General features: G+C 33.2%; 13 protein-coding genes. 10 read left to right on the top strand and 3 right to left on the bottom strand.

All coding sequences use genetic code 11. The features are described from left to right. Window positions 1–454 (bottom strand): IS110 family transposase (locus tag ACFFGL_RS01000; RefSeq protein ID WP_378927814.1); only part of this gene is annotated, 454 nt, incomplete at its 3' end. 338 nt (window positions 455–792) lie between these two features. Here ACFFGL_RS01000 and ACFFGL_RS01005 point away from each other — a divergent pair. From ACFFGL_RS01005 to ACFFGL_RS01040, 8 genes are all read left to right on the top strand, one after another. Next, window positions 793–1,803 (top strand): alpha/beta fold hydrolase, encoded by a 1,011-nt coding sequence (locus ACFFGL_RS01005; protein WP_309727162.1) that lies wholly within the window; start codon window positions 793–795, stop codon window positions 1,801–1,803. 655 nt (window positions 1,804–2,458) lie between these two features. Beyond that, window positions 2,459–2,668, top strand: coding sequence for a CPBP family glutamic-type intramembrane protease (locus tag ACFFGL_RS01010; protein ID WP_374708750.1), 210 nt, complete (start codon window positions 2,459–2,461; stop codon window positions 2,666–2,668). 606 nt (window positions 2,669–3,274) lie between these two features. After that, a complete protein-coding gene (locus tag ACFFGL_RS01015) occupies window positions 3,275–4,108 on the top strand; it encodes a S41 family peptidase (protein ID WP_309727163.1) in 834 nt (277 codons plus the stop codon). A gap of 232 nt (window positions 4,109–4,340) precedes the next feature. Further along, window positions 4,341–5,657, top strand: coding sequence for a gliding motility protein GldB-related protein (locus ACFFGL_RS01020; protein WP_309727164.1), 1,317 nt, complete (start codon window positions 4,341–4,343; stop codon window positions 5,655–5,657). 381 nt (window positions 5,658–6,038) lie between these two features. Then, a complete protein-coding gene (locus tag ACFFGL_RS01025) occupies window positions 6,039–9,683 on the top strand; it encodes a CheR family methyltransferase (RefSeq protein ID WP_309727165.1) in 3,645 nt (1,214 codons plus the stop codon). Then, entirely contained in the window at window positions 9,683–11,911 is a 2,229-nt protein-coding gene (locus ACFFGL_RS01030) for an ATP-binding protein (RefSeq protein ID WP_309727166.1), read from the top strand. The genes ACFFGL_RS01025 and ACFFGL_RS01030 overlap by 1 nt, the downstream gene beginning before the upstream one ends. Before the next feature lie 13 nt (window positions 11,912–11,924). Next, entirely contained in the window at window positions 11,925–12,479 is a 555-nt protein-coding gene (locus ACFFGL_RS01035) for a response regulator (protein WP_309727167.1), read from the top strand. Further along, on the top strand, window positions 12,479–13,057 hold the full coding sequence (locus tag ACFFGL_RS01040; protein WP_309727168.1) for a biliverdin-producing heme oxygenase: 579 nt from the start codon (window positions 12,479–12,481) through the stop codon (window positions 13,055–13,057). Before ACFFGL_RS01035 ends, ACFFGL_RS01040 begins: the two co-directional genes overlap by 1 nt. A 9-nt stretch (window positions 13,058–13,066) precedes the next feature. Here ACFFGL_RS01040 and ACFFGL_RS01045 read toward each other — a convergent pair whose 3' ends face one another. Together ACFFGL_RS01045 and ACFFGL_RS01050 are read right to left on the bottom strand one after the other, a co-directional pair. After that, window positions 13,067–14,329 carry a Y-family DNA polymerase gene (locus ACFFGL_RS01045; RefSeq protein ID WP_309727169.1) on the bottom strand — a complete coding sequence of 421 codons (1,263 nt, stop codon included), beginning with the start codon at window positions 14,327–14,329 and terminating at the stop codon, window positions 13,067–13,069. Next, complete coding sequence (locus tag ACFFGL_RS01050) at window positions 14,326–14,685, bottom strand: S24 family peptidase (RefSeq protein WP_309727170.1); 360 nt, start codon at window positions 14,683–14,685, stop codon at window positions 14,326–14,328. Before ACFFGL_RS01050 ends, ACFFGL_RS01045 begins: the two co-directional genes overlap by 4 nt. Window positions 14,686–14,768: 83 nt before the next feature. Here ACFFGL_RS01050 and ACFFGL_RS01055 point away from each other — a divergent pair, with 83 nt between their 5' ends. Both ACFFGL_RS01055 and ACFFGL_RS01060 read left to right on the top strand, forming a co-directional pair. After that, window positions 14,769–15,179 carry an HYC_CC_PP family protein gene (locus tag ACFFGL_RS01055; protein WP_309727171.1) on the top strand — a complete coding sequence of 137 codons (411 nt, stop codon included), beginning with the start codon at window positions 14,769–14,771 and terminating at the stop codon, window positions 15,177–15,179. A gap of 171 nt (window positions 15,180–15,350) precedes the next feature. Further along, window positions 15,351–19,073 (top strand): efflux RND transporter permease subunit, encoded by a 3,723-nt coding sequence (locus ACFFGL_RS01060; RefSeq protein WP_309727172.1) that lies wholly within the window; start codon window positions 15,351–15,353, stop codon window positions 19,071–19,073. The last annotated feature ends 19 nt before the right edge of the window (window positions 19,074–19,092 follow it).

Raw genomic sequence — 19,092 nt, forward strand, 5'->3', positions numbered from 1 at the left:
TGCCAAGAACTTCTTCTGCGTGAAGTTTATTCTTGGTCGCCGTACGTTTCTTCAGGTAACTATCCATAAGGCGAAAGAGCTGCAGGCATTCTGCCTGTACATCACTAAGGAAGTTATACAGCGAAGCCTCATTGGCCAAAGCGTAACTGCCATTAGCCTTGGCATCGCTCTTATCGGTCTTTATTTTGGAGAGTTTCATTTGAATAAAACGCTTAACTGACAAAGGATTTACCACCGATACCGGTATACCGTTTGTGGAAAGAAACTGGGCAAGTCGATAATGGTAATAACCTGTAGCTTCCATTACTACAAGACTGTCTTTAGATAATGACTTAGCAAATAACTTAAAACCGGAAGAATCATTCTTAAATTGAGAATGACCAGATTTACTACCATACACATTAAAGACATCTTTACTGATATCAACTCCAAAAGTTTCTTTATATTTATCCATAAGAACTGATTTTATGAAAGAACATACTACCTTGATCACAACAACTTGAAAACGAGGTCTGACCTCACAGAACTGAACGTGGTTTAAGTAGTTAAAGAGAGAGGATTATCAATGTTGTCGAAGTCTAACGCTTAAACGTATATCATAACCTTAATCCTCTCTTTGTTCTTTCTGATTTACAATCTAAATTTAATGAGAATCAAACTTAAGACGGCTATAAGCAATTGGGGCGAAAGTTATGAAACTAAAATATAAACATAAAACTAAGGTTGGTGTCAGACCGATAAGTTAGGGCATGAAATCCTCTACTGCTCATAGCCGAGACGTTATCTACAATTATGACTAAAAAATTTTTCCTTCTATTTTTATTAATTTCTCTTAATGGAAATGCACAAAATATATTCAAATATGAAAAAGAAATCAAACAAAAAAAAGAGTATAACTTTATAGAAATTGGATTTTTCAATTCAATTGATGAAATTAAGCTTTCAGGTACATTAATAGAACCCCAAAAAGATTATGATAAAATTATTGTAATAATACCTGGTAGCACCGAAGACACAAGACATTCTCATTTTATTCTTGCAGAAGAATTACTAAAGAATGGCATTGCAGTTTATCGTTTTGATGAAAGAGGTATCGCAAAATCAGAAGGTAGTTATACCGACTCTGAGACAAAATTATCACAAGATCTTTCAAGTTTATTTAAAAAGCTAAAAACATCTTACAAAGATAAAAAAATTGGATTCGTCGGACATAGTCGCGGAGGAATGGCCAGTTTAGAAATGATTCAAAATGGTCTAAATCCGACTTTCTTAGTATTAATTGGAACACCAGTACTTAAAAATGGAAATTATATCTTAAATAGAATCGAAAAGGACATACAAAATAACCCGAGCATTATTGAAAAAGGTAAAACTGAAGAAGAAACTATTGAATTATTTGGTGATATGTTTAAAATATTGGCTGATAATTCAAATTCAAAAGATATGAAAGAACAGACTAAAGAATTACTCGATAGAAAAGGCTTTAGTCGTAAATATTTAAAATTTCTCAAAGACTTTATGAATGATGATGTGTTTATGGAATTGGTCAGAAAAGATTATCAAACAGTTATTAATGACTTATCTATTCCTACACTTTATTTTGTAGGCTCTGATGACGCAATTCTTAATGCAAAACTGGAATCCGATTATATAAAATCCTTTCAGAATGAATTTATTGAGGTGAAAATTTTTGAAGATCTCAACCATTATCTGACAGAAAAAAATGCACCTATAGGAACTTCTTTGTACAAAATGGATAAAGCTCCATTGAATAAAATAATAACTTGGACATTGAAAAAATAACTGTGGTTAACACCGTAGCAACAATGGGGGTTTTGTGTGCTTCGGCTACAATCGCACAAGCATAAAAATCAGAAATTTAGCTATCCTGGTTTTTAATAAATTTTGCAACTGGTTGTTATCAAAACCGCCGGCAATATTTATTAAAATTATTCGTCATAAATAAAAACTTTCAAAGACTTATTGACAATTGTCTTAAAATCAAAAAAAATAAACATGTTTAAAGAATTTGTTGTTTTCTTTTTAAAACAGGAGAAACTAAAAATGAAAAAAAATACTTTAAGGACTTCATAATCTTATTTTCTATTGTTTTTACAATTGGAATTTCAATCAGTTTATTAAAAAGCTATTATTACAACACCAATTTCATAGCTAAAGAAGATTTTGAAAAACTAAACTGGAAATCAGTTATAAGTTATGTTCTCGTAGTTCCTATCATAGAAGAAATAATATTTAGAGCTCCTCTATTAGTACCTAAGGCAAAAATTACTCAGTCCTAATTAGCTTTATATCAATTATGGCAAGTTTGATTTACATTGAGAATAATATATTGACAACAATCAAAATACTATTTATAATGATAACTCCATTGTTTTATATTAAATATTACCAAATACAACTAACTATAAATAAAATCATAAGTCAAAACTATTTTATAATGATTTATTTGACTTCAATTTGTTTTGGAGCAATTCATATGACTAATTATGAAGAAGTAAATGTTCAAACATTTCTATCTGTAATTGGTAGAGTTATGGGCGGCTTTTATTTTGCTTTTATAGTAACTAAATACTCTTTGAAATCAAGTTATTTACTGCATGCAATAAATAATATTATCCCTTTTTTTATATTATTGGGAGTAAAATAACTTTTGCCAACAATGGTTATGATGGATTATGGCAGAATTTTCTAAAGCTAATTCCAAGAATATTTGCTAAATTAGTCCAAAGCGGACAAGTCCGCTCAAATCAATCCGCAACGAAATCATAACCAGAGCGGTTATAGCTAAATTTTAAAAAAATAATGACAGAAATCAAAAAATTAATTCAAAAAACACAATACCAATATATTTTTTAGCTTTTGAGTTAGAAAAAGTAATTTCCGAATTGATTGATAGGAATGCCAATATCAAAATGGATGATTTCGATGAAGATGCAAATAATATGTATAACCTTTATTTACCATTTTCATTAGCAAATTTAAATGGTAAGGCTGTTGCCCTAAAAATAAACAAGTTAAAAAAGGAGTACGTATATTACTTAAAAGATTTTCCTTATCTAAAAAGTATAAACGGAATTTAAATTAATGAGTTTATTGATAAATACGCCTATACCCGTAAACGCTCTCCAGATCGCGCTAAACTTAATGATGGGCTCAAGATATAAGAGATATAGGTGAACTCTATTTTAAAAAAGGCGAAAACGCACTTGAACAAATAAATTTAACCCTAACCGATGGGCAGAAAACCAAACAAATGGTTCTACCCGTAAGTGATAAGAGAAATATATGGTTTGATATGTGTTCGTTATGGATTAAAAGAAAATATTCAGATTTCAGAAAAGACAAAAATTACGATTTAAATAAATTAGACCGATGGTTAACCGATTCTATTGCGTATCTCGCCATTCCTATAATGATAAGTTATGAGGAGAACCCCAATTTAGAATTCTACCTGAAATCTACGATGAAAAAATATAGGAATTCAAAAGCCTTCATTATTGATATTCGTAGTAATGGTGGAGGAACCAGAGACATACTAAAGACTTTGTCAAAATACTTAGTAAAACCTGAACAATCACCTTGGATAGCAAATGTAGCATATGTGAGAAGTGATCAGTTTTTAAATGAAGATATTTCTTCAATGCAATCAAGATATCTTTTTAATTATAATTCAGAATTGCTATCGGATATTGACAGGAAAGCAATAGATATTTTAAAAAAAAAATACAAAACGGAATATAGCGTAAATAAATTCAGCAAACCATTTTATATGGTTTTACATAGTAACGGTTCCCCTTTAAATTGTCCAATTTACATTTTGGTTAATGAAAAAACTTTTAGTGCCACATCGGTATTTACTTCTGCTTTTACAGGACTACCAAATGTGAAAATAGTGGGTGTCAACACCAATGGTTCGAGTGGTCGGTCCGAATACTTTCATCTAAAAAATTCAAATATTAGGGTTAAAATATCAACAATACTCTCTTTTCAAAGAAATGGAAAAACATTAGATGCTCACGGAACACAACCGGATATCGTTTTTGAAAAAGATGAAATGCAAATGTTAGGAAAAGAGGATTCGCAGTGAATGAAATTGATTAAACATGTCGAAAAAAGCTAAGCACAACACGGGTTATAGCAAATAGCGAGCGGGTTTTGCTGAAAAAGTGTAATTTAAAAACCAAAAAACAAATGGCTAAGCTGACAAATCCGGCTTCTTATTCCCGATACTTATTCATAACCGTTAATGTTATGTACACGCTAAAAAAAAACGTGACCATCAAGAAAATTTGTTTATTTGAATTATAGACACTAAAAAAATGAAAAAAATATCAACCTTACTTATTTTGATCTTGATTTTCACAAGTTGTCAAACCAAAGGACAAACTTCAAAAAATATTGTAGCAAAAGATATTACAAATTTCTGGAAAGCTTACGATAAAATTAATTCAACTAACGACACCATTCAACAATATGAGTATTTGGACAAACTTTTTCTTGAAAAAGGAACATTAGGTTTAAAAGCAATTATTGAAAACCGAGGATATACAGCTAAAGAATATTTAGACGCCATAAATAATTATCCAAAATTTTGGGCGTCGATTAGAAAAAATACCTTGCGAACAAATGAATTTAGTTCAGATCTAGAAACAGGAAGAGAAAAACTCAAAAAAATATATCCCGATTTAAAACCCGCCAAAATATATTTTACCATCGGCGCTTTAAGAACAGGCGGAACAACAATGGATAGCCTTGTGCTTATTGGTAGTGAAATTGCAATGACGGACAAAAACACAATTACTTCAGAATTTCCAACAGAAATTGGAACCAATAGAAGAAAATATTTTGACAGTAACCCGATTGACAATTTAGTGCTTTTAAACATTCACGAGTATGTGCATACACAACAAAAACCAATTGTTCACAACCTTCTTTCTTATTGTATTTATGAAGGAGTTGCAGAACTTGTATCTGTAAAGGCAATGAACACAAAATCTTCAACCCCTGCAATTGAATATGGCAGAAAGAATGATAAAGTCAGACAAAAATTTGAGCAAGAAATGTTCTATGGCAATAATGTTAACCAATGGCTTTGGAGCGACGCAGAAAACGAATTTGATGTTCGGGATTTAGGATATTATATTGGCTATCAAATTTGTGAACTTTACTATGACCAAGCAAAAGACAAAAAGTCGGCCATAAAAAAAATGATTGAACTTGATTACAGCAATGAAACTGAAATCGAAAGATTTGTAAACGGAACAGGATTTTTTTCAACATCATTAGAAGAACTTTATCAAAATTTTGAAAAAAAGCGACCGATTGTATTAGGTGTAAAACAGTTTGAGAATAACTGTAAGACTGTGAGTCCAAGCATCGAGCAAATTACTATTGAGTTTTCAAAACCACTCAACGGATACAATACAGGTGTAGATTTTGGAAATTTGGGACAAGATGCTTTCCCGAAAAATGACATTGAGGGTAGATTTTGGTCAGAAGACAATACTTCTTGGACTATTCCTGTAGAATTAGAACCTAACAAAACCTATCAATTATTGATAAGTAATAATTTTAGAACAGAAGAAAACATTCCTTTAAAACCCTATTTAATAGAATTTAGAACAAGAAATGAATAAAAGCCAGTACATAAAAATACGTATAGCCATACTTAATCGGTATTCAAGTCTTTTAGACTATATTCATTTTAAACCTACAATAGCTGGCAAACTAACCCACTCCTATTCAAATACTCACTCCGGTAACTAAAGCAACATTTTTCATTTAATAAGTTTTATAAAAATTTAATTCATTTTTCTTAAAACGATTATTTCTGTGATCAACAATTAATCCAAACATATATAATTTAAAATTTTATTAGAACCTATAAATAGTGCATTTTCAAATATATAGGAATAAAAATTTGAAAACCTAGATAAAATGTGTTATAATTACTACCATTTGTGGTAATTAAACCGACCATTTTTTTAGTATTTTTACCTTTTTTCCGGAAAAGAATTATGACCAAAACAAGCCAAAAAGAAATTAATCAACCACAAGTAAAAAATGAAACTTCCAGAATAATCGCAGTAGGCGCGAGTGCTGGCGGATTGGAAGCGTTGAAAGCTTTTTTTGACAATATCCCAGAATCAGATCGTAATTCTTACATCGTGATTCAACATCTTTCACCCGACTATAAAAGCATGATGGGTGAATTATTGGCGAAATCTACCCATTTGCCTATTGAGCAAATCAAAGATAAAACAGAAATTTTACCGGGCAGAATATATCTAATTCCACCGGTAAGCAATTTGGTTATTGAAGATGAAATGCTTCATTTAATTGATAAACCAAAAAATCAGAAGTTAAATTTACCAATCGATTTATTCCTAGAATCACTAGCCAATTTTAAAAAAGAAAAAGCCATCGCTATTATATTAAGCGGAACCGGAAGCGATGGAACCCGCGGGATTAGAGCCATAAAAGAACAAGGCGGAATGGTAATGGTTCAAGATCCTGAGCAAGCAAAATTCGATGGAATGCCACAAAGTGCGTTGCATACAGGATTGGTAGATTATACCTTGGCAGTTGAAGAAATGGGCGCAGAATTGCAGGAATTTATTAATGCTCCATTAGTACTTCAATTAGATGAAAAAAATATTGAATACGACGAAAAAACACTGACTAAAATTCTTCAATTAGTTGATGAAGAAACCGGTTTAGATTTTCGAGAATATAAATATTCAACGTTAGCAAGAAGAATTGCACGCAGAATTAATGTTTGCAAATGCAACTCGTTAGAAGAATATCATAATGTTTTGCTTTCAACGCCAGAAGAAATTCCTATTCTTTATCGGGAATTTTTAATTGGAGTAACTAAATTTTTTAGAGATTCTCAAGTTTGGGATATTTTAAAACAAGATGTTATTCCAGAAATGGTTGAAGAACATGAAGAAGGCGAACCTCTAAAAGTTTGGGATGTTGCTTGTAGTACCGGTGAAGAAGCATATTCATTGGCAATGTGCTTTATGGAAGAAATGGAGCGTCAGCAAAAAAAACTGGAAATCAAAATTTTCGCTACCGATATTGCTCAAAAACATTTAGATATTGGAAGTCAAGGTTTATATGCAGAAAGTATTGTAGCCGATATTGAAACCGAATTATTACATAAATATTTTATTCCAAAGGGAAGTGGTTATCAGGTTATTGAAAAAGTGCGACGTATGGTCATTTTTTCAAAACATAACATTATTAAAAATCCACCATTCAGTAGAATGGATATGGTTTTTTGCCGAAATTTATTAATCTATTTCCAATCTTCTATTCAGAAAAAAGCCTTAAATGTATTGCATTACGGCTTAAAAGAAAACGGAATCTTAGTATTAGGAACGAGTGAAAGTGTCCATACGCATCGTGAACATTTTGAAGATATTAGCCGAAACTGGAAAATATTTAGAAATGTATTTCCACGGAAGCGATTAAAAGCGGAAACTTTACGCACTTCGACACATCATAATCTTTCAGAAAATAAAACCCAAAATACTTATAAACGTGCTCGTACAAATGGTAGAACGCAAAAACAAAAATTTGTAAACGAGCTTAACGAAGCAATTTTAGAACAATTTGGCGGCGCAAGTGTTTTTATAGATTCAGATTATCACATTTTAGAAGCTATTGGCGAATTTAGGAAATATGCCAGTCTTCCGGTAAGCGGTTTTTCAACTAATTTACTGGATATGATGGACGCTAATCTAAAGCACGTGGTCCAATCTACCGTAAAAAAAGCGAGCAAAAAAAATAAAAAAACCCGATACGAAAGTGCGATTTACGAACACGACGGAAAAGAAAAAGCCTTAGATTTAATCGTAAAACCTTTCCGCCAAAGCAATCTTGAAAACGAAACCAATTTTGTACTTACTTTTCTTGAAAAAGACATTAATCTAAACGATATAAAACCGGTTGAAAAAGTTACGCTTAACTCGCAAACCGAAGAATATATTAATGAACTTGAAGAGGAATTAAAAAAGACAAAGGAAGAACTTCAGCAATCACTAGAAGAGATTGAAACAAGTAATGAAGAATTGCAAGCGGCAAATGAAGAATTGTTAGCTTCTAACGAAGAATTACAAAGTACAAATGAAGAATTACAAAGCGTAAACGAAGAAATAAATACGGTAAATGCTGAAAACGTTCAAAAAATGGACGATCTCGCGCAGCTAAATGCCGATATGAATAATTTACTGGAAAGTACCGATATTGGCACCATTTTCTTAGATAGTTCGCTTAGAATTAGAAAATTCACACCTGCTATTAGACGTCATTTTAGTTTAATAAATTCTGATGTTGGTCGACCAATTGATAATTTCACCACCAGTTTTGGTGTAAGTCCGGGAAAAGATTTAGTTTCACGCTGTAAAAAAGTTTTACAAACCGGAAAAATCTTAGAGCGCAACATTCTTTCAAAAGAAGGAAAAAATTATTTACAACGTATTTCACCTTTTGTTAATTCAGATGACAAGCGCGAGGGCGTAGTAATTACATTTGTAGATATCGAATCGCTTCAAAAAGCTAAAAATAAACTCGTTGCGAGTGAAAAACGTTTTAAATCGTTTTACGAAGAAGATCCGGTAATGCATTTTAGCGTCGACCCAAATAATTCACTTATCGTTCAATGTAACGAAGAATCAGTAGAGAAATTAGGTTATAAATCGAAAGATGAAATTATCGGTAAACCTATTTATGATCTCTATGAAGATGAGTCACAACTAAAAGCGCTAAAACTGAATAAGATCTTTCAGAAAGAAGGTGAGCTCAAAAACGTAGAACAAGAAATGCTCACCAAAGACGGAGCGATTATTCCGGTAATTATGCATTCTACGGCAGAATTTGACGAGCTCGGTAATATCGTAACCAACAGATTTACCTGTGTCGATATTTCTGAATTAAAAAATACACAAGACGAACTTAGAAAACAAAAAGCAGATCTCGAGCGTATTAATCGCGATTTAGAACAATTTGTTTCCATTTGTTCGCATGATTTACAAGAACCGCTTTCTACTATTAAATTTGGTAGCGACGTCCTCGGAAAAATGTATGCCGATAAACTCGATGAAAAAGGAAAAAATTACATTTCTTATATCGATCAAGCTTCCGACAGGTTGTCAAATCAAATAAAAGCCTTGTTAGATCATTCCAGAATTGGTAGAAATACCGAGAAAAAATTAGTGAATACCAAAGAATTGGTAGAAGTTGTAAAATACGATTTAGGTAAACGTATTCGCGACACACAAGCAAGTGTTCACGCCGGCTCTTTACCAAAAATAAAAGCTTATGAAGTAGAACTTCGACTTTTATTTCAGAATTTATTGAGCAACGCGTTAAAATATATTTCAAAAGAACGCAAACCGGAAATTAGAATTTCGGCCTTTCAAGAAGGTGAATATTGGGTTTTCTCAGTAATGGATAACGGAATTGGAATTTCAGAAGAAGACCAAAAAAATATTTTCACCATTTTTAATCGCGCTCCTACAGAAGAAAAATATGAAGGAACCGGCGTTGGTTTGGCACACGTAGAAAAAATCGTTTTATTACATGAAGGTACTATTTGGGTAGATTCACAATTAGGCGTGGGAAGTACGTTTTATTTTAAAATTAAAGCGAAATAATGAGTCAAGAAAACTATGCGCAAAACGTCACCATAACCAATTGTGATAAAGAACCTATTCATATTATTCCGCAAATACAAGTGCATGGATTTTTATTGGTTTGCGATCCTTCTTCCTTAAAAATTACACAAGGAAGTGAAAATACCATAACGCATATAAATGTTGAGCTGAATGAACTTTTGGATCAACCACTTGAAAATCTTTTACCTTCGGCTTTTGTAAAAGAATTGGATAAAATTATTTCTGAAGAAAAAACCTTTCTTCCGAAGCAAATTAAGTTAGCAGAAAAAGAATGGTTAATGATTCCGCATCTGGAAAATAATCATCTTATTCTAGATTTTGAACCGACTGGAAAAATTTTAGATCCGCTTTTTTTTCAAGAACAACTCACTAAAATTTTAAATGAATTAGACGCTGCTAATTCTATTTCAGAAATGTGCCAAGAAGCGGCATCCTTAGTAAAATATTTATTCGATTATGATCGCGTAATGCTTTACAAATTTGATGAAGAATGGAATGGAAAAGTAATTGCTGAAGAAAAAGAAGAAGAAATGCAATCGTGGTTAGGTTTGCATTATCCGGCAACCGATATTCCAAAACCGGCGCGCGAAATTTTCTTAAAACAAGGCGTAAGAATGATTAGCGATGTTCATTACGAACCGGCAGGAATTTCACCGGTAAATTCGCCTATAAATAATGCACCGCTAAATTTATCGAAATCTGAAATTCGTGGCGTCTCTCCTATTCATATTGAATATTTAAAAAACATGAATGTGGGCGCATCGTTAACAGCCGCGGTTGTTTTAAACGGAAAGCTTTGGGGATTGTTAGCTTGTCATCACAACACGCCAAAATTTGTAAGTTATCACCAACGCCAATCGTGTAAGTTTTTAACACAAGTTTTCTCCAATAAATTAGCACTCAAAACCACCAATACTTTTTTAGAAAAAATTGCGTATTCCGAAGATATTAGAAAAAAACTGGTGATTCAAATGCGCTCAATGGATCAAATTTCAAGGGCGTTATGCAAATTTAAACCCAAATTTACAGATTTAATTGAATGCGGCGGCGGAGCGGTTTATCTGGATGGTAAACTAATTTTATGCGGAAAAACACCTGAAAAAAAGGATGTTTTACAACTCATTGAAGAAAAACTGAACAAAGAAAAAAATAAGCTTTTTTATACGCGAAGTTTAATGAAAAAGTTTCCTTCCGCAGAAAAATATAAACATAAAGCTTCGGGAGTTTTAAGTATTCGAGTAGGAAGCGAAGAAAAAGAAAATTATCTAATTTGGTTTCGACCTGAAGAATCTCAAGTAGTCGATTGGGGTGGAAATCCTGAAAAAAACGGCGTGGTAAAAGATGGTGTTGAATATTTAAGTCCGCGGAAATCTTTCGAGCGTTGGTCAGAAAAAGTTTCAGGTGTTTCCAGTTCGTGGCAAGCTTACGATTTTGAAGCCGCAAATTCGCTTCAAGACAGCATTACGTATGTAATTGTTCAGCAACAAAAAGACAAAATTAGTACCTTAAATGAGCAATTGGTAGAAGCTAACCAAGAATTAGAAACCTTTAGTTATAGTGTTTCACACGATTTACGCGCACCACTTCGTGGAATTGACGGTTATGCTAATATTTTAAAAGAAGAATACAGCGATCAATTAGAAGAATACGCTCAAGAAGCTATTCAAACTATTATTGAATCTGCTGAAGAAATGGATGTATTAATTGAAGATATTCTCACCTACGCCAAAGCAGGAAAAGGAAAACTTCAACTAGAAACTTTCTCTTTAAAAAAGCTAGTCGAGAACGTTTTAATAAAACACAACGTAAAAAAATCGTATCCTTCAACTGAAATAATTATTGACGAAAATTTACCAAAAATTGAAGGCGATCGCCGAATGATTTCACAGTTAATCAATAATTTATTGGGAAATGCGCTAAAATATTCTACAAAAGCGAAAAATCCTAAAGTTGAAATTGGATATAAAATCGAAAATGAAAAAAATATCTTTTTCATAAAAGATAACGGAATTGGATTTGACCCAAGTTTAAAAGATAAAATTTTTGATGTATTTTCGCGCTTAGCCGGCGATGATTATGCCGGTTCAGGAATTGGGCTGGCTATTGCAAAAAAAGTAGTTGATAAGCACGATGGAGAGATTTGGGTAGAAACCAAGCCTGATGAAGGATCTACCTTTTATTTTACGCTTCTTGAAGAAGAACGCTAATAGCTGAAAATGTATGATTACAATACCTTTACGAATTTTATTGGTAGAAGATTTTAAAGTTGATGCCGATCTTACCAAAAGACAAATCGCAAAAATAGTAGAGAAACCTGAAATTGAAGTTGTTGATAATTTAGAAGATTGTAAACAAAAATTGCAAAATTTTGTTCCAGATGTAATTATTTCAGATTATAATCTTCCTACTTGTAACGGATTGGATGTCTTGCAATTATCAAAAAAAATAGATGAAAGTATTCCGTTTATTTTTTTAACCGGAACTATTGATGATGACGAATTAGCAGCCAATACCATTCTTGCCGGCGCTAGCGGATTTATTCTTAAAAAACATATGAAACATCTTGACGAAAAACTTCGCCCATTGCTGAAGAAAGTTGTTTTTAATATGATTGAAAAGGAAGAACTGCGCGAAAAAATCAGAAAAAATAAAATCGCCGTGAATCAAATTTATCAATATTTAGATAATATGAATGCCGATAACGAAGAGCAACGCACCAATATTGATAAGATTAGAAAAAATATTGAACAAATAGAATACAAGCAAGAAGACTAATGATACTTGATAAGTTAAGAGAAGCGACTAAAAAATTACACGAAGAAATTGAACAAGATAATCTTGCTGAACATATTATTTCGCATAAAATAAGCTTAGCAGATTATAAATTATTATTGCTTCAAAATTATATTGCTTATCACGTTACCGAAACAGAAATTGCAAAACAACTTTCAAGTTTTGAACCTTCAAAAGCTAAACGGTTAGAAAAAGATTTAGCGCAATTAAATATTTCAACTCAATTGGTAAATGAGTTTAAAAACGATTTTTCTTGCCAAACAGAAGCTGACGCTTGGGGTGCACTTTACGTAGTTGAAGGTTCTGCTTTAGGCGGAATGCTCATCGCTAAAAACCTTTCGGAATGTAAAAATTTAACCGAAATTGACGTCCACCATTTTTTTGATGGTAATCATAAAAATATAGCGGGCTGGAAAGATTTTTGCAAAGCTTTAAAGAAAAAAGATTTTTCTGAAAAAGAAACGAAAGAAGCCATTGAAAAAGCAAAAGAAACCTTTGTATTTTTTGGGGAAGTATTCAACAGAACAAAAAATTCTTCGATACAAACGCAATCAAATTAAAACTTCCGTTTAAGAAATTTCTAATAATTCTTTCCATTGGGTTGTATAACGCGGACTCCGTTCTTTTTTAATTAATTCCCATTCCCCAATTCTTCGCGAATCCATTAGTGCAGGAGCTAAAGCAGTTTTTCCGAATTTTTGATTTATTCGATCAAAGGCTTCCATAAGACCGGCTTTTTCGTCAGTTTGCTGAAATAAACTGGTTTGCACATATTCTTTCGGTATAATTCCGCTTAAACAAACCCCTACTTTTTTGTAGCGATAACCCGGTTTAAAAATTTGGTGTAAAGCTTTTTTTCCTTCAGCATTTAAAATAAACGTATTATCGGTAGGAACTTCTAAAGTCACAGTAATACTATTGTGGTATTGTTTATCATGTTCACTATGATAATTAGTCTGAAGAAAAATTTTTAAATATTTAGCACAACAATTTTGGCTTCGTAAAACTTCACTTACTTCATTTATATAATAGGAGCAAGCTTCTTCGATAACCGCTAGCTTTTTGAGTTTTTTCCCGAATGATTTTGCAGTTCCTATTGCCTTTTTAGGTTTTGGTAAACGTTCGAGCGGCAAACAATTTTCTCCTTGAAGTTCGCGCCAAGTACGCTCACCCACAACTGTCATCTGTTTTCGTACCCAACTTAATGGCATTTTTGTAAAATCAAATGCGGAATAGTTTCCGGTATCTTGAATTCGCTTCGCATGTTTTCTTCCAACGCCCCAAACATCTTTTATTTTTGCCCATTTCAACGTATCAATTCTTTTTTCTTCAGAATCAATTACAAAAACATCTTTATTTCCCGCTTCTTTTTTTGCTCTTCTATTAGCAAGTTTTGCTAATACTTTAGTGGGCGCAATTCCCACGCCTACAGGAAGACCTGTGTAGCGTTTAATTCGATCTCGAATTGCTATACCATAAGCTCGTAAATCTTGATGTTTCATTCCAGAAAGATCAATAAAAGATTCGTCGATGCTATAAATTTCTACCACAGGTGAAAATTCTTGTAAAATTCGCATCACGCGATCAGACATTTCTCCGTAAAGTGTGTAATTGGAAGAAAAAAAAGTCACTCCATTTTCAATTAACTGTTTTTTAATTTTAAATACCGGCTCAAACATAGGAATATCTGCTAAAGCTTTTGCCTCTTGGTTAGCTGCGATCACACAACCATCGTTATTACTCAATACCACAACCGGTTTTCCTTTTAAATCGGGTCGAAAAACTTGCTCGCAAGAAGCGTAAAAACTATTACAATCAATTAAAGCAATCATAACGAATGAATCACATAAGTAACCACTCCCCACAATTCGAAAGTTTCTTTTTGGGAAGGATATTTCATTAAATCAAACTCACCTTCTTTTATTACCAACGCAATTTTTCCCTGCTTGAAACCTAGCGAACGGTCAATAATGAGAACATCTTTTTTATAAATTCCTAAATTTTCCCAAGCGCTTCCGCCAATGCGTATAAAAAAAGTTGCTTCTTTATTTTCCACCAACACTTCCGATAAATCGATGCTGCGTTCTAAATAATGCGTCGCCGGACTCGGAAATCCAGTTTGCATCGAAACCTCAGCGGAATGTCTGGGTTTTGCTCGTTTTATAGGGCCAAAATCTATTACATCCATAATTCAAAATTAAGGAATATTTCCTAAATATTGTAATAATTCCAATAATTGTATGTCGATTTTATTTCTTAAATTTGCTTTTAATGAAATCATTTCACAAAATAATTGCGCTTACAATGGCATTTTTGGTGCTGTTCTCTACTTCTGCATTTGCGGTAAGTATGCATTATTGTGGAAATACGTTGGTCAACTATTCTTTTTCTGCGAAAGCAAAAACCTGTGGAATGGAAAAAATAGATCAGCAAAAAATTCCTTCTACCTGTAATATTGCAAAGAAAAATTGCTGCAGCGATAAAAAAATCGTAAAAGATCAAGATGAAATAAAAGCAACACTAGAACTCCACGTTCCACAGCAATTATTTTTAGCTAGCTTTTTCTACACGTATATTAATTTATTTGCAAGAATAGATCAACAAATTATTCCGTTTAAAGATTATTCCCCTCCTCTACTCGTCAGCGATATTCAGCTGTTAGACGAAACTTTTTTGATTTAGCATAATCTTTTTAGAGCGCAACCCTTTCGGGTCGGGCTATTCGCTATATCTTTTATATTCTCATTTTTCAACTTCGTTTAAAATGAGAATATAAAAGGATGTCGCTTCTATCCCTTGCGCAAAAATCGACCTGCATTTTTCAAAAAATAACGTCTAATTTAGTGAAAAGCTATGCTGAATAAGAGCATTAAATTTCTAATTTATAACAAACTAGTAGCATTTTTGCTACTCCTATTGCTAGTTGGTTGGGGTTTTACCAATTCTCCTTTCAATTGGGATTTAGGGTTTTTACCTAACAATCCGGTAGCGGTAGATGCGATTCCAAATATTGGTGAAAATCAACAAATCGTTTTTACGAAATGGCAAGGAAGGTCTCCACAAGATATTGAAGACCAAATTACTTATCCGTTAACTACAGCGCTCTTGGGAATTCCTGGCGTAAAAACCATTCGAAGTTCTTCGATGTTTGGTTTTTCCAGCATTTATATCATTTTTGAGGAAGATGTAGAGTTTTATTGGAGTCGTAGTCGAATTTTAGAAAAACTCAATTCGTTACCCGCAAATTTACTTCCGCAGAGCGTAAATCCGAGTTTAGGTCCAGATGCCACTGGACTTGGACAAATATTTTGGTATACGCTCGAAGGAAGAGATAAAAACGGAAATGTAACCGGTGGTTGGGATTTACAAGAACTTCGTAGCATTCAAGATTACTACGTAAAATACGGTTTATCCGGCGCAAGCGGCGTTTCTGAGGTTGCTTCGATTGGCGGTTTTGTTCAAGAATACCAAATTGATGTTCAGCCTGAAAAAATGCGGCAATATAATATTGGTTTACAGCAAATCGTAAAAGCCGTAAAACAAAGTAATCGTGATATTGGCGCACAAACTTTAGAAATTAATAAAGCTGAATATTTGGTGCGTGGTTTAGGCTACGTAAAATCGATTGAAGATATTGAAAAGACTGTAATTGCTGCAGAAAATTATACTTCACTTCGAATTAAAGATATTGCTAAAGTTCATTTAGGCCCAGAAACACGCCGTGGAATTCTCGATAAAGAAGGCGCTGAAGTTGTAGGTGGCGTTGTGACGGCTCGCTACGGCGCAAACCCGATGGAAGTTATTAATAATGTAAAAGCTAAAATTGATAAAATTAGCGGCGGTTTACCTTCAAAAACTTTAAAAGACGGTCGTACTTCACAACTCACTATTGTTCCGTTTTATGATAGAACCGAACTTATTCAGGAAACGCTTGGAACTTTAAATGAAGCTTTAACCCTAGAAATTTTAATTACCATTCTCGTCATTGTAATTATGGTTTACAATTTACGCGCCTCCTTGCTTATTTCAGGATTATTGCCGGTAGCGGTTTTAATGGTTTTTATTGCGATGAAGTTTTTTGATGTTACCGCGAATATCGTAGCCCTTTCAGGAATTGCTATCGCTATTGGAACAATGGTCGATATGGGAATTATTCTCACGGAAAATATAATTAGGCATCTTGAAGAAGCGAATACCAACATAGATCGGAATAAAATTGTTTATCAGGCGACTTCAGAAGTTTCAGGCGCAATTGTAACCGCTGTTTTAACTACCATTATTAGTTTTATTCCTGTTTTTACTATGACAGGAGCCGAAGGAAAACTTTTTCATCCGCTGGCATTTACCAAAACAATGGCGCTTTTGGCTTCTTTAGTTGTCGCTTTATTTTTTATTCCACCTTTTGCGGCTTTACTATTTAAAAAACGTAAAAAACAAAAAAAAGGAATATTTCTACTCAATATTTTATTAATCATCATTGGAATTTCAGCAATTATTTACGGTTTTTATGTCGGATATTTCGTGGTGGGTTTTGCGATAATTAATATCCTTCAACAGCAAAATTACCTATCGAAAAAAAATAGTAATAAACTTCAGATCTTACTTTCCGTATTAGTCATTATTTATTTTTTAGCTGAATATTGGCGACCTCTTAGTATTTCACAAAATATATTTTGGAACCTTGTTTTTGTCGCTATTCTGGTCTTCGGAATATTAGGAACTTTTACACTCTTCAGAAAAAAATACACCCGAATTTTACTGTGGACGCTCGATCATAAACTCTTGTTTCTTTCTATTCCAACTGCTTTAATTATCTGCGGAATTTTAATTATGCGAAACACCGGAAAAGAATTTATGCCTTCCTTAAATGAAGGATCTTTCTTACTCATGCCCACTTCGCTTCCACACGCTGGCGTTGAAGAAAACAAACGTATTCTCCAGCAACTTGATATGGCGGTGGCCAACATTCCGGAAATTGAAACCGTTGTAGGAAAAGCAGGAAGAACCGAGTCGGCTCTCGACCCTGCTCCGCTTTCGATGTACGAAAATATAATTCAATATAAATCGGAATTTGCACGAAATGAAAATGGCGAAAAACAGCGCTATAAAATTAATGATGAAGGATATTTTGTGTTGAAAAATGGAACTTTAACTTACAATAAAAACCATGAAGTCGATTCAACTGAAAATAATAAAGAAATTTCACTTTGGACGAGCATAAAAACTGAACAGCTCATTTCTGATGAAGATGGTGAATATTATCGAAATTGGCGTCCGGAAATTGAATCGCCAGATGATATTTGGAATGAAATTTCTCAAGTCACCAAATTACCGGGAATTACCTCAGCGCCAAAATTACAACCTATCGAAACGCGATTAATTATGTTGCAAACCGGAATGCGCGCACCGATGGGAATAAAAGTTCAGGGTCAAGATTTAAAACAAATCGAAAGTTTCGGGATGCAATTAGAAGAAATTTTAAAACAAGCTGAAGGTGTTAAAGATGAAGCGGTTTTTGCCGATAGAATTGTAGGAAAACCCTATTTATTAATCGATATAAAGCGTGAGAAATTAGCACGCTACGGCATTACAATTGATGATGTTCAGCAAATTTTAGAAGTCGCAGTTGGCGGAATGCAACTTTCGCAAACTGTAGAAGGTCGTGAACGTTACGGAATTCGAGTACGCTATCCAAGAGAATTACGAGACAGTCCAGAAGATTTAAAGCAAATTTATATTCCGGTGGCAGACGGAAAACCGATTCCGTTGAGTGAAGTTGCCGAAATTAAATACGAAAAAGGTCCGCAGGTTATTAAAAGTGAAGATACTTTTTTAGTAGGTTACGTGCTTTTTGATAAACAAGATGGCTTTGCTGAAGTAAACGTAGTTGAAAATGCGCAGCAACTTATTCAACAAAAAATAGAGGATGGAAGTTTAAAAGTTCCTAGCGGAATTAATTTTCAGTTTACCGGAAATTATGAAAATCAACTTCGAGCTGAAAAAACCTTATCAGTTGTTGTTCCGCTTTCGTTGTTCATTATTTTTATGATTTTATATTTTCAGTTTAAATCGGTTTCTACGTCGTTTATAGTTTTCAGTGGAATTGCAGTAGCTTTTGCTGGCGGATTTATTATGATTTGGTTATATGGGCAAGATTGGTTTCTAAATTTTAATTTATTCGGTGAAAATTTTCGAGATTTATTCAACATAAAAACCATTAATTTAAGCGTGGCAGTTTGGGTTGGTTTTATCGCACTCTTTGGAATTGCAACCGATGATGGCGTAGTAATGGCGACCTATTTAACGCAAACATTCCAGAAAAACAGTCCGCAAACCAAAAAAGAAATTAGAAAATCGGTTGTTGAAGCCGGCGAAAAAAGAATACGACCTTGTTTAATGACAACAGCAACTACTTTATTGGCATTATTGCCTATTTTAACTTCTACGGGAAGAGGAAGTGATATTATGATTCCGATGGCGATTCCTAGTTTTGGTGGAATGTTAGTTGCCTTAGTTACACTTTTTGTGGTTCCGGTATTATTTAGCTGGAAAAAAGAAATGAAAGTTAGAAGTTAGAAGTTAGAAGTTAGAAGTT

This window comes from Mesonia maritima (genome assembly GCF_042433895.1).
Classification (GTDB): Bacteria; Bacteroidota; Bacteroidia; order Flavobacteriales; family Flavobacteriaceae; genus Mesonia; species Mesonia maritima.

Bases quoted from the DNA above. Each gene is read 5' to 3' on its own strand.
- ACFFGL_RS01005 (WP_309727162.1), top strand. From the start codon at position 793: ATGACTAAAAAATTTTTCCTTCTATTTTTATTAATTTCTCTTAATGGA.
- ACFFGL_RS01010 (WP_374708750.1), top strand. From the start codon at position 2,459: ATGATTTATTTGACTTCAATTTGTTTTGGAGCAATTCATATGACTAAT.
- ACFFGL_RS01015 (WP_309727163.1), top strand. From the start codon at position 3,275: ATGGTTCTACCCGTAAGTGATAAGAGAAATATATGGTTTGATATGTGT.
- ACFFGL_RS01020 (WP_309727164.1), top strand. From the start codon at position 4,341: ATGAAAAAAATATCAACCTTACTTATTTTGATCTTGATTTTCACAAGT.
- ACFFGL_RS01025 (WP_309727165.1), top strand. From the start codon at position 6,039: ATGACCAAAACAAGCCAAAAAGAAATTAATCAACCACAAGTAAAAAAT.
- ACFFGL_RS01030 (WP_309727166.1), top strand. From the start codon at position 9,683: ATGAGTCAAGAAAACTATGCGCAAAACGTCACCATAACCAATTGTGAT.
- ACFFGL_RS01035 (WP_309727167.1), top strand. From the start codon at position 11,925: ATGATTACAATACCTTTACGAATTTTATTGGTAGAAGATTTTAAAGTT.
- ACFFGL_RS01040 (WP_309727168.1), top strand. From the start codon at position 12,479: ATGATACTTGATAAGTTAAGAGAAGCGACTAAAAAATTACACGAAGAA.
- ACFFGL_RS01045 (WP_309727169.1), bottom strand. From the start codon at position 14,329: ATGATTGCTTTAATTGATTGTAATAGTTTTTACGCTTCTTGCGAGCAA.
- ACFFGL_RS01050 (WP_309727170.1), bottom strand. From the start codon at position 14,685: ATGGATGTAATAGATTTTGGCCCTATAAAACGAGCAAAACCCAGACAT.
- ACFFGL_RS01055 (WP_309727171.1), top strand. From the start codon at position 14,769: ATGAAATCATTTCACAAAATAATTGCGCTTACAATGGCATTTTTGGTG.
- ACFFGL_RS01060 (WP_309727172.1), top strand. From the start codon at position 15,351: ATGCTGAATAAGAGCATTAAATTTCTAATTTATAACAAACTAGTAGCA.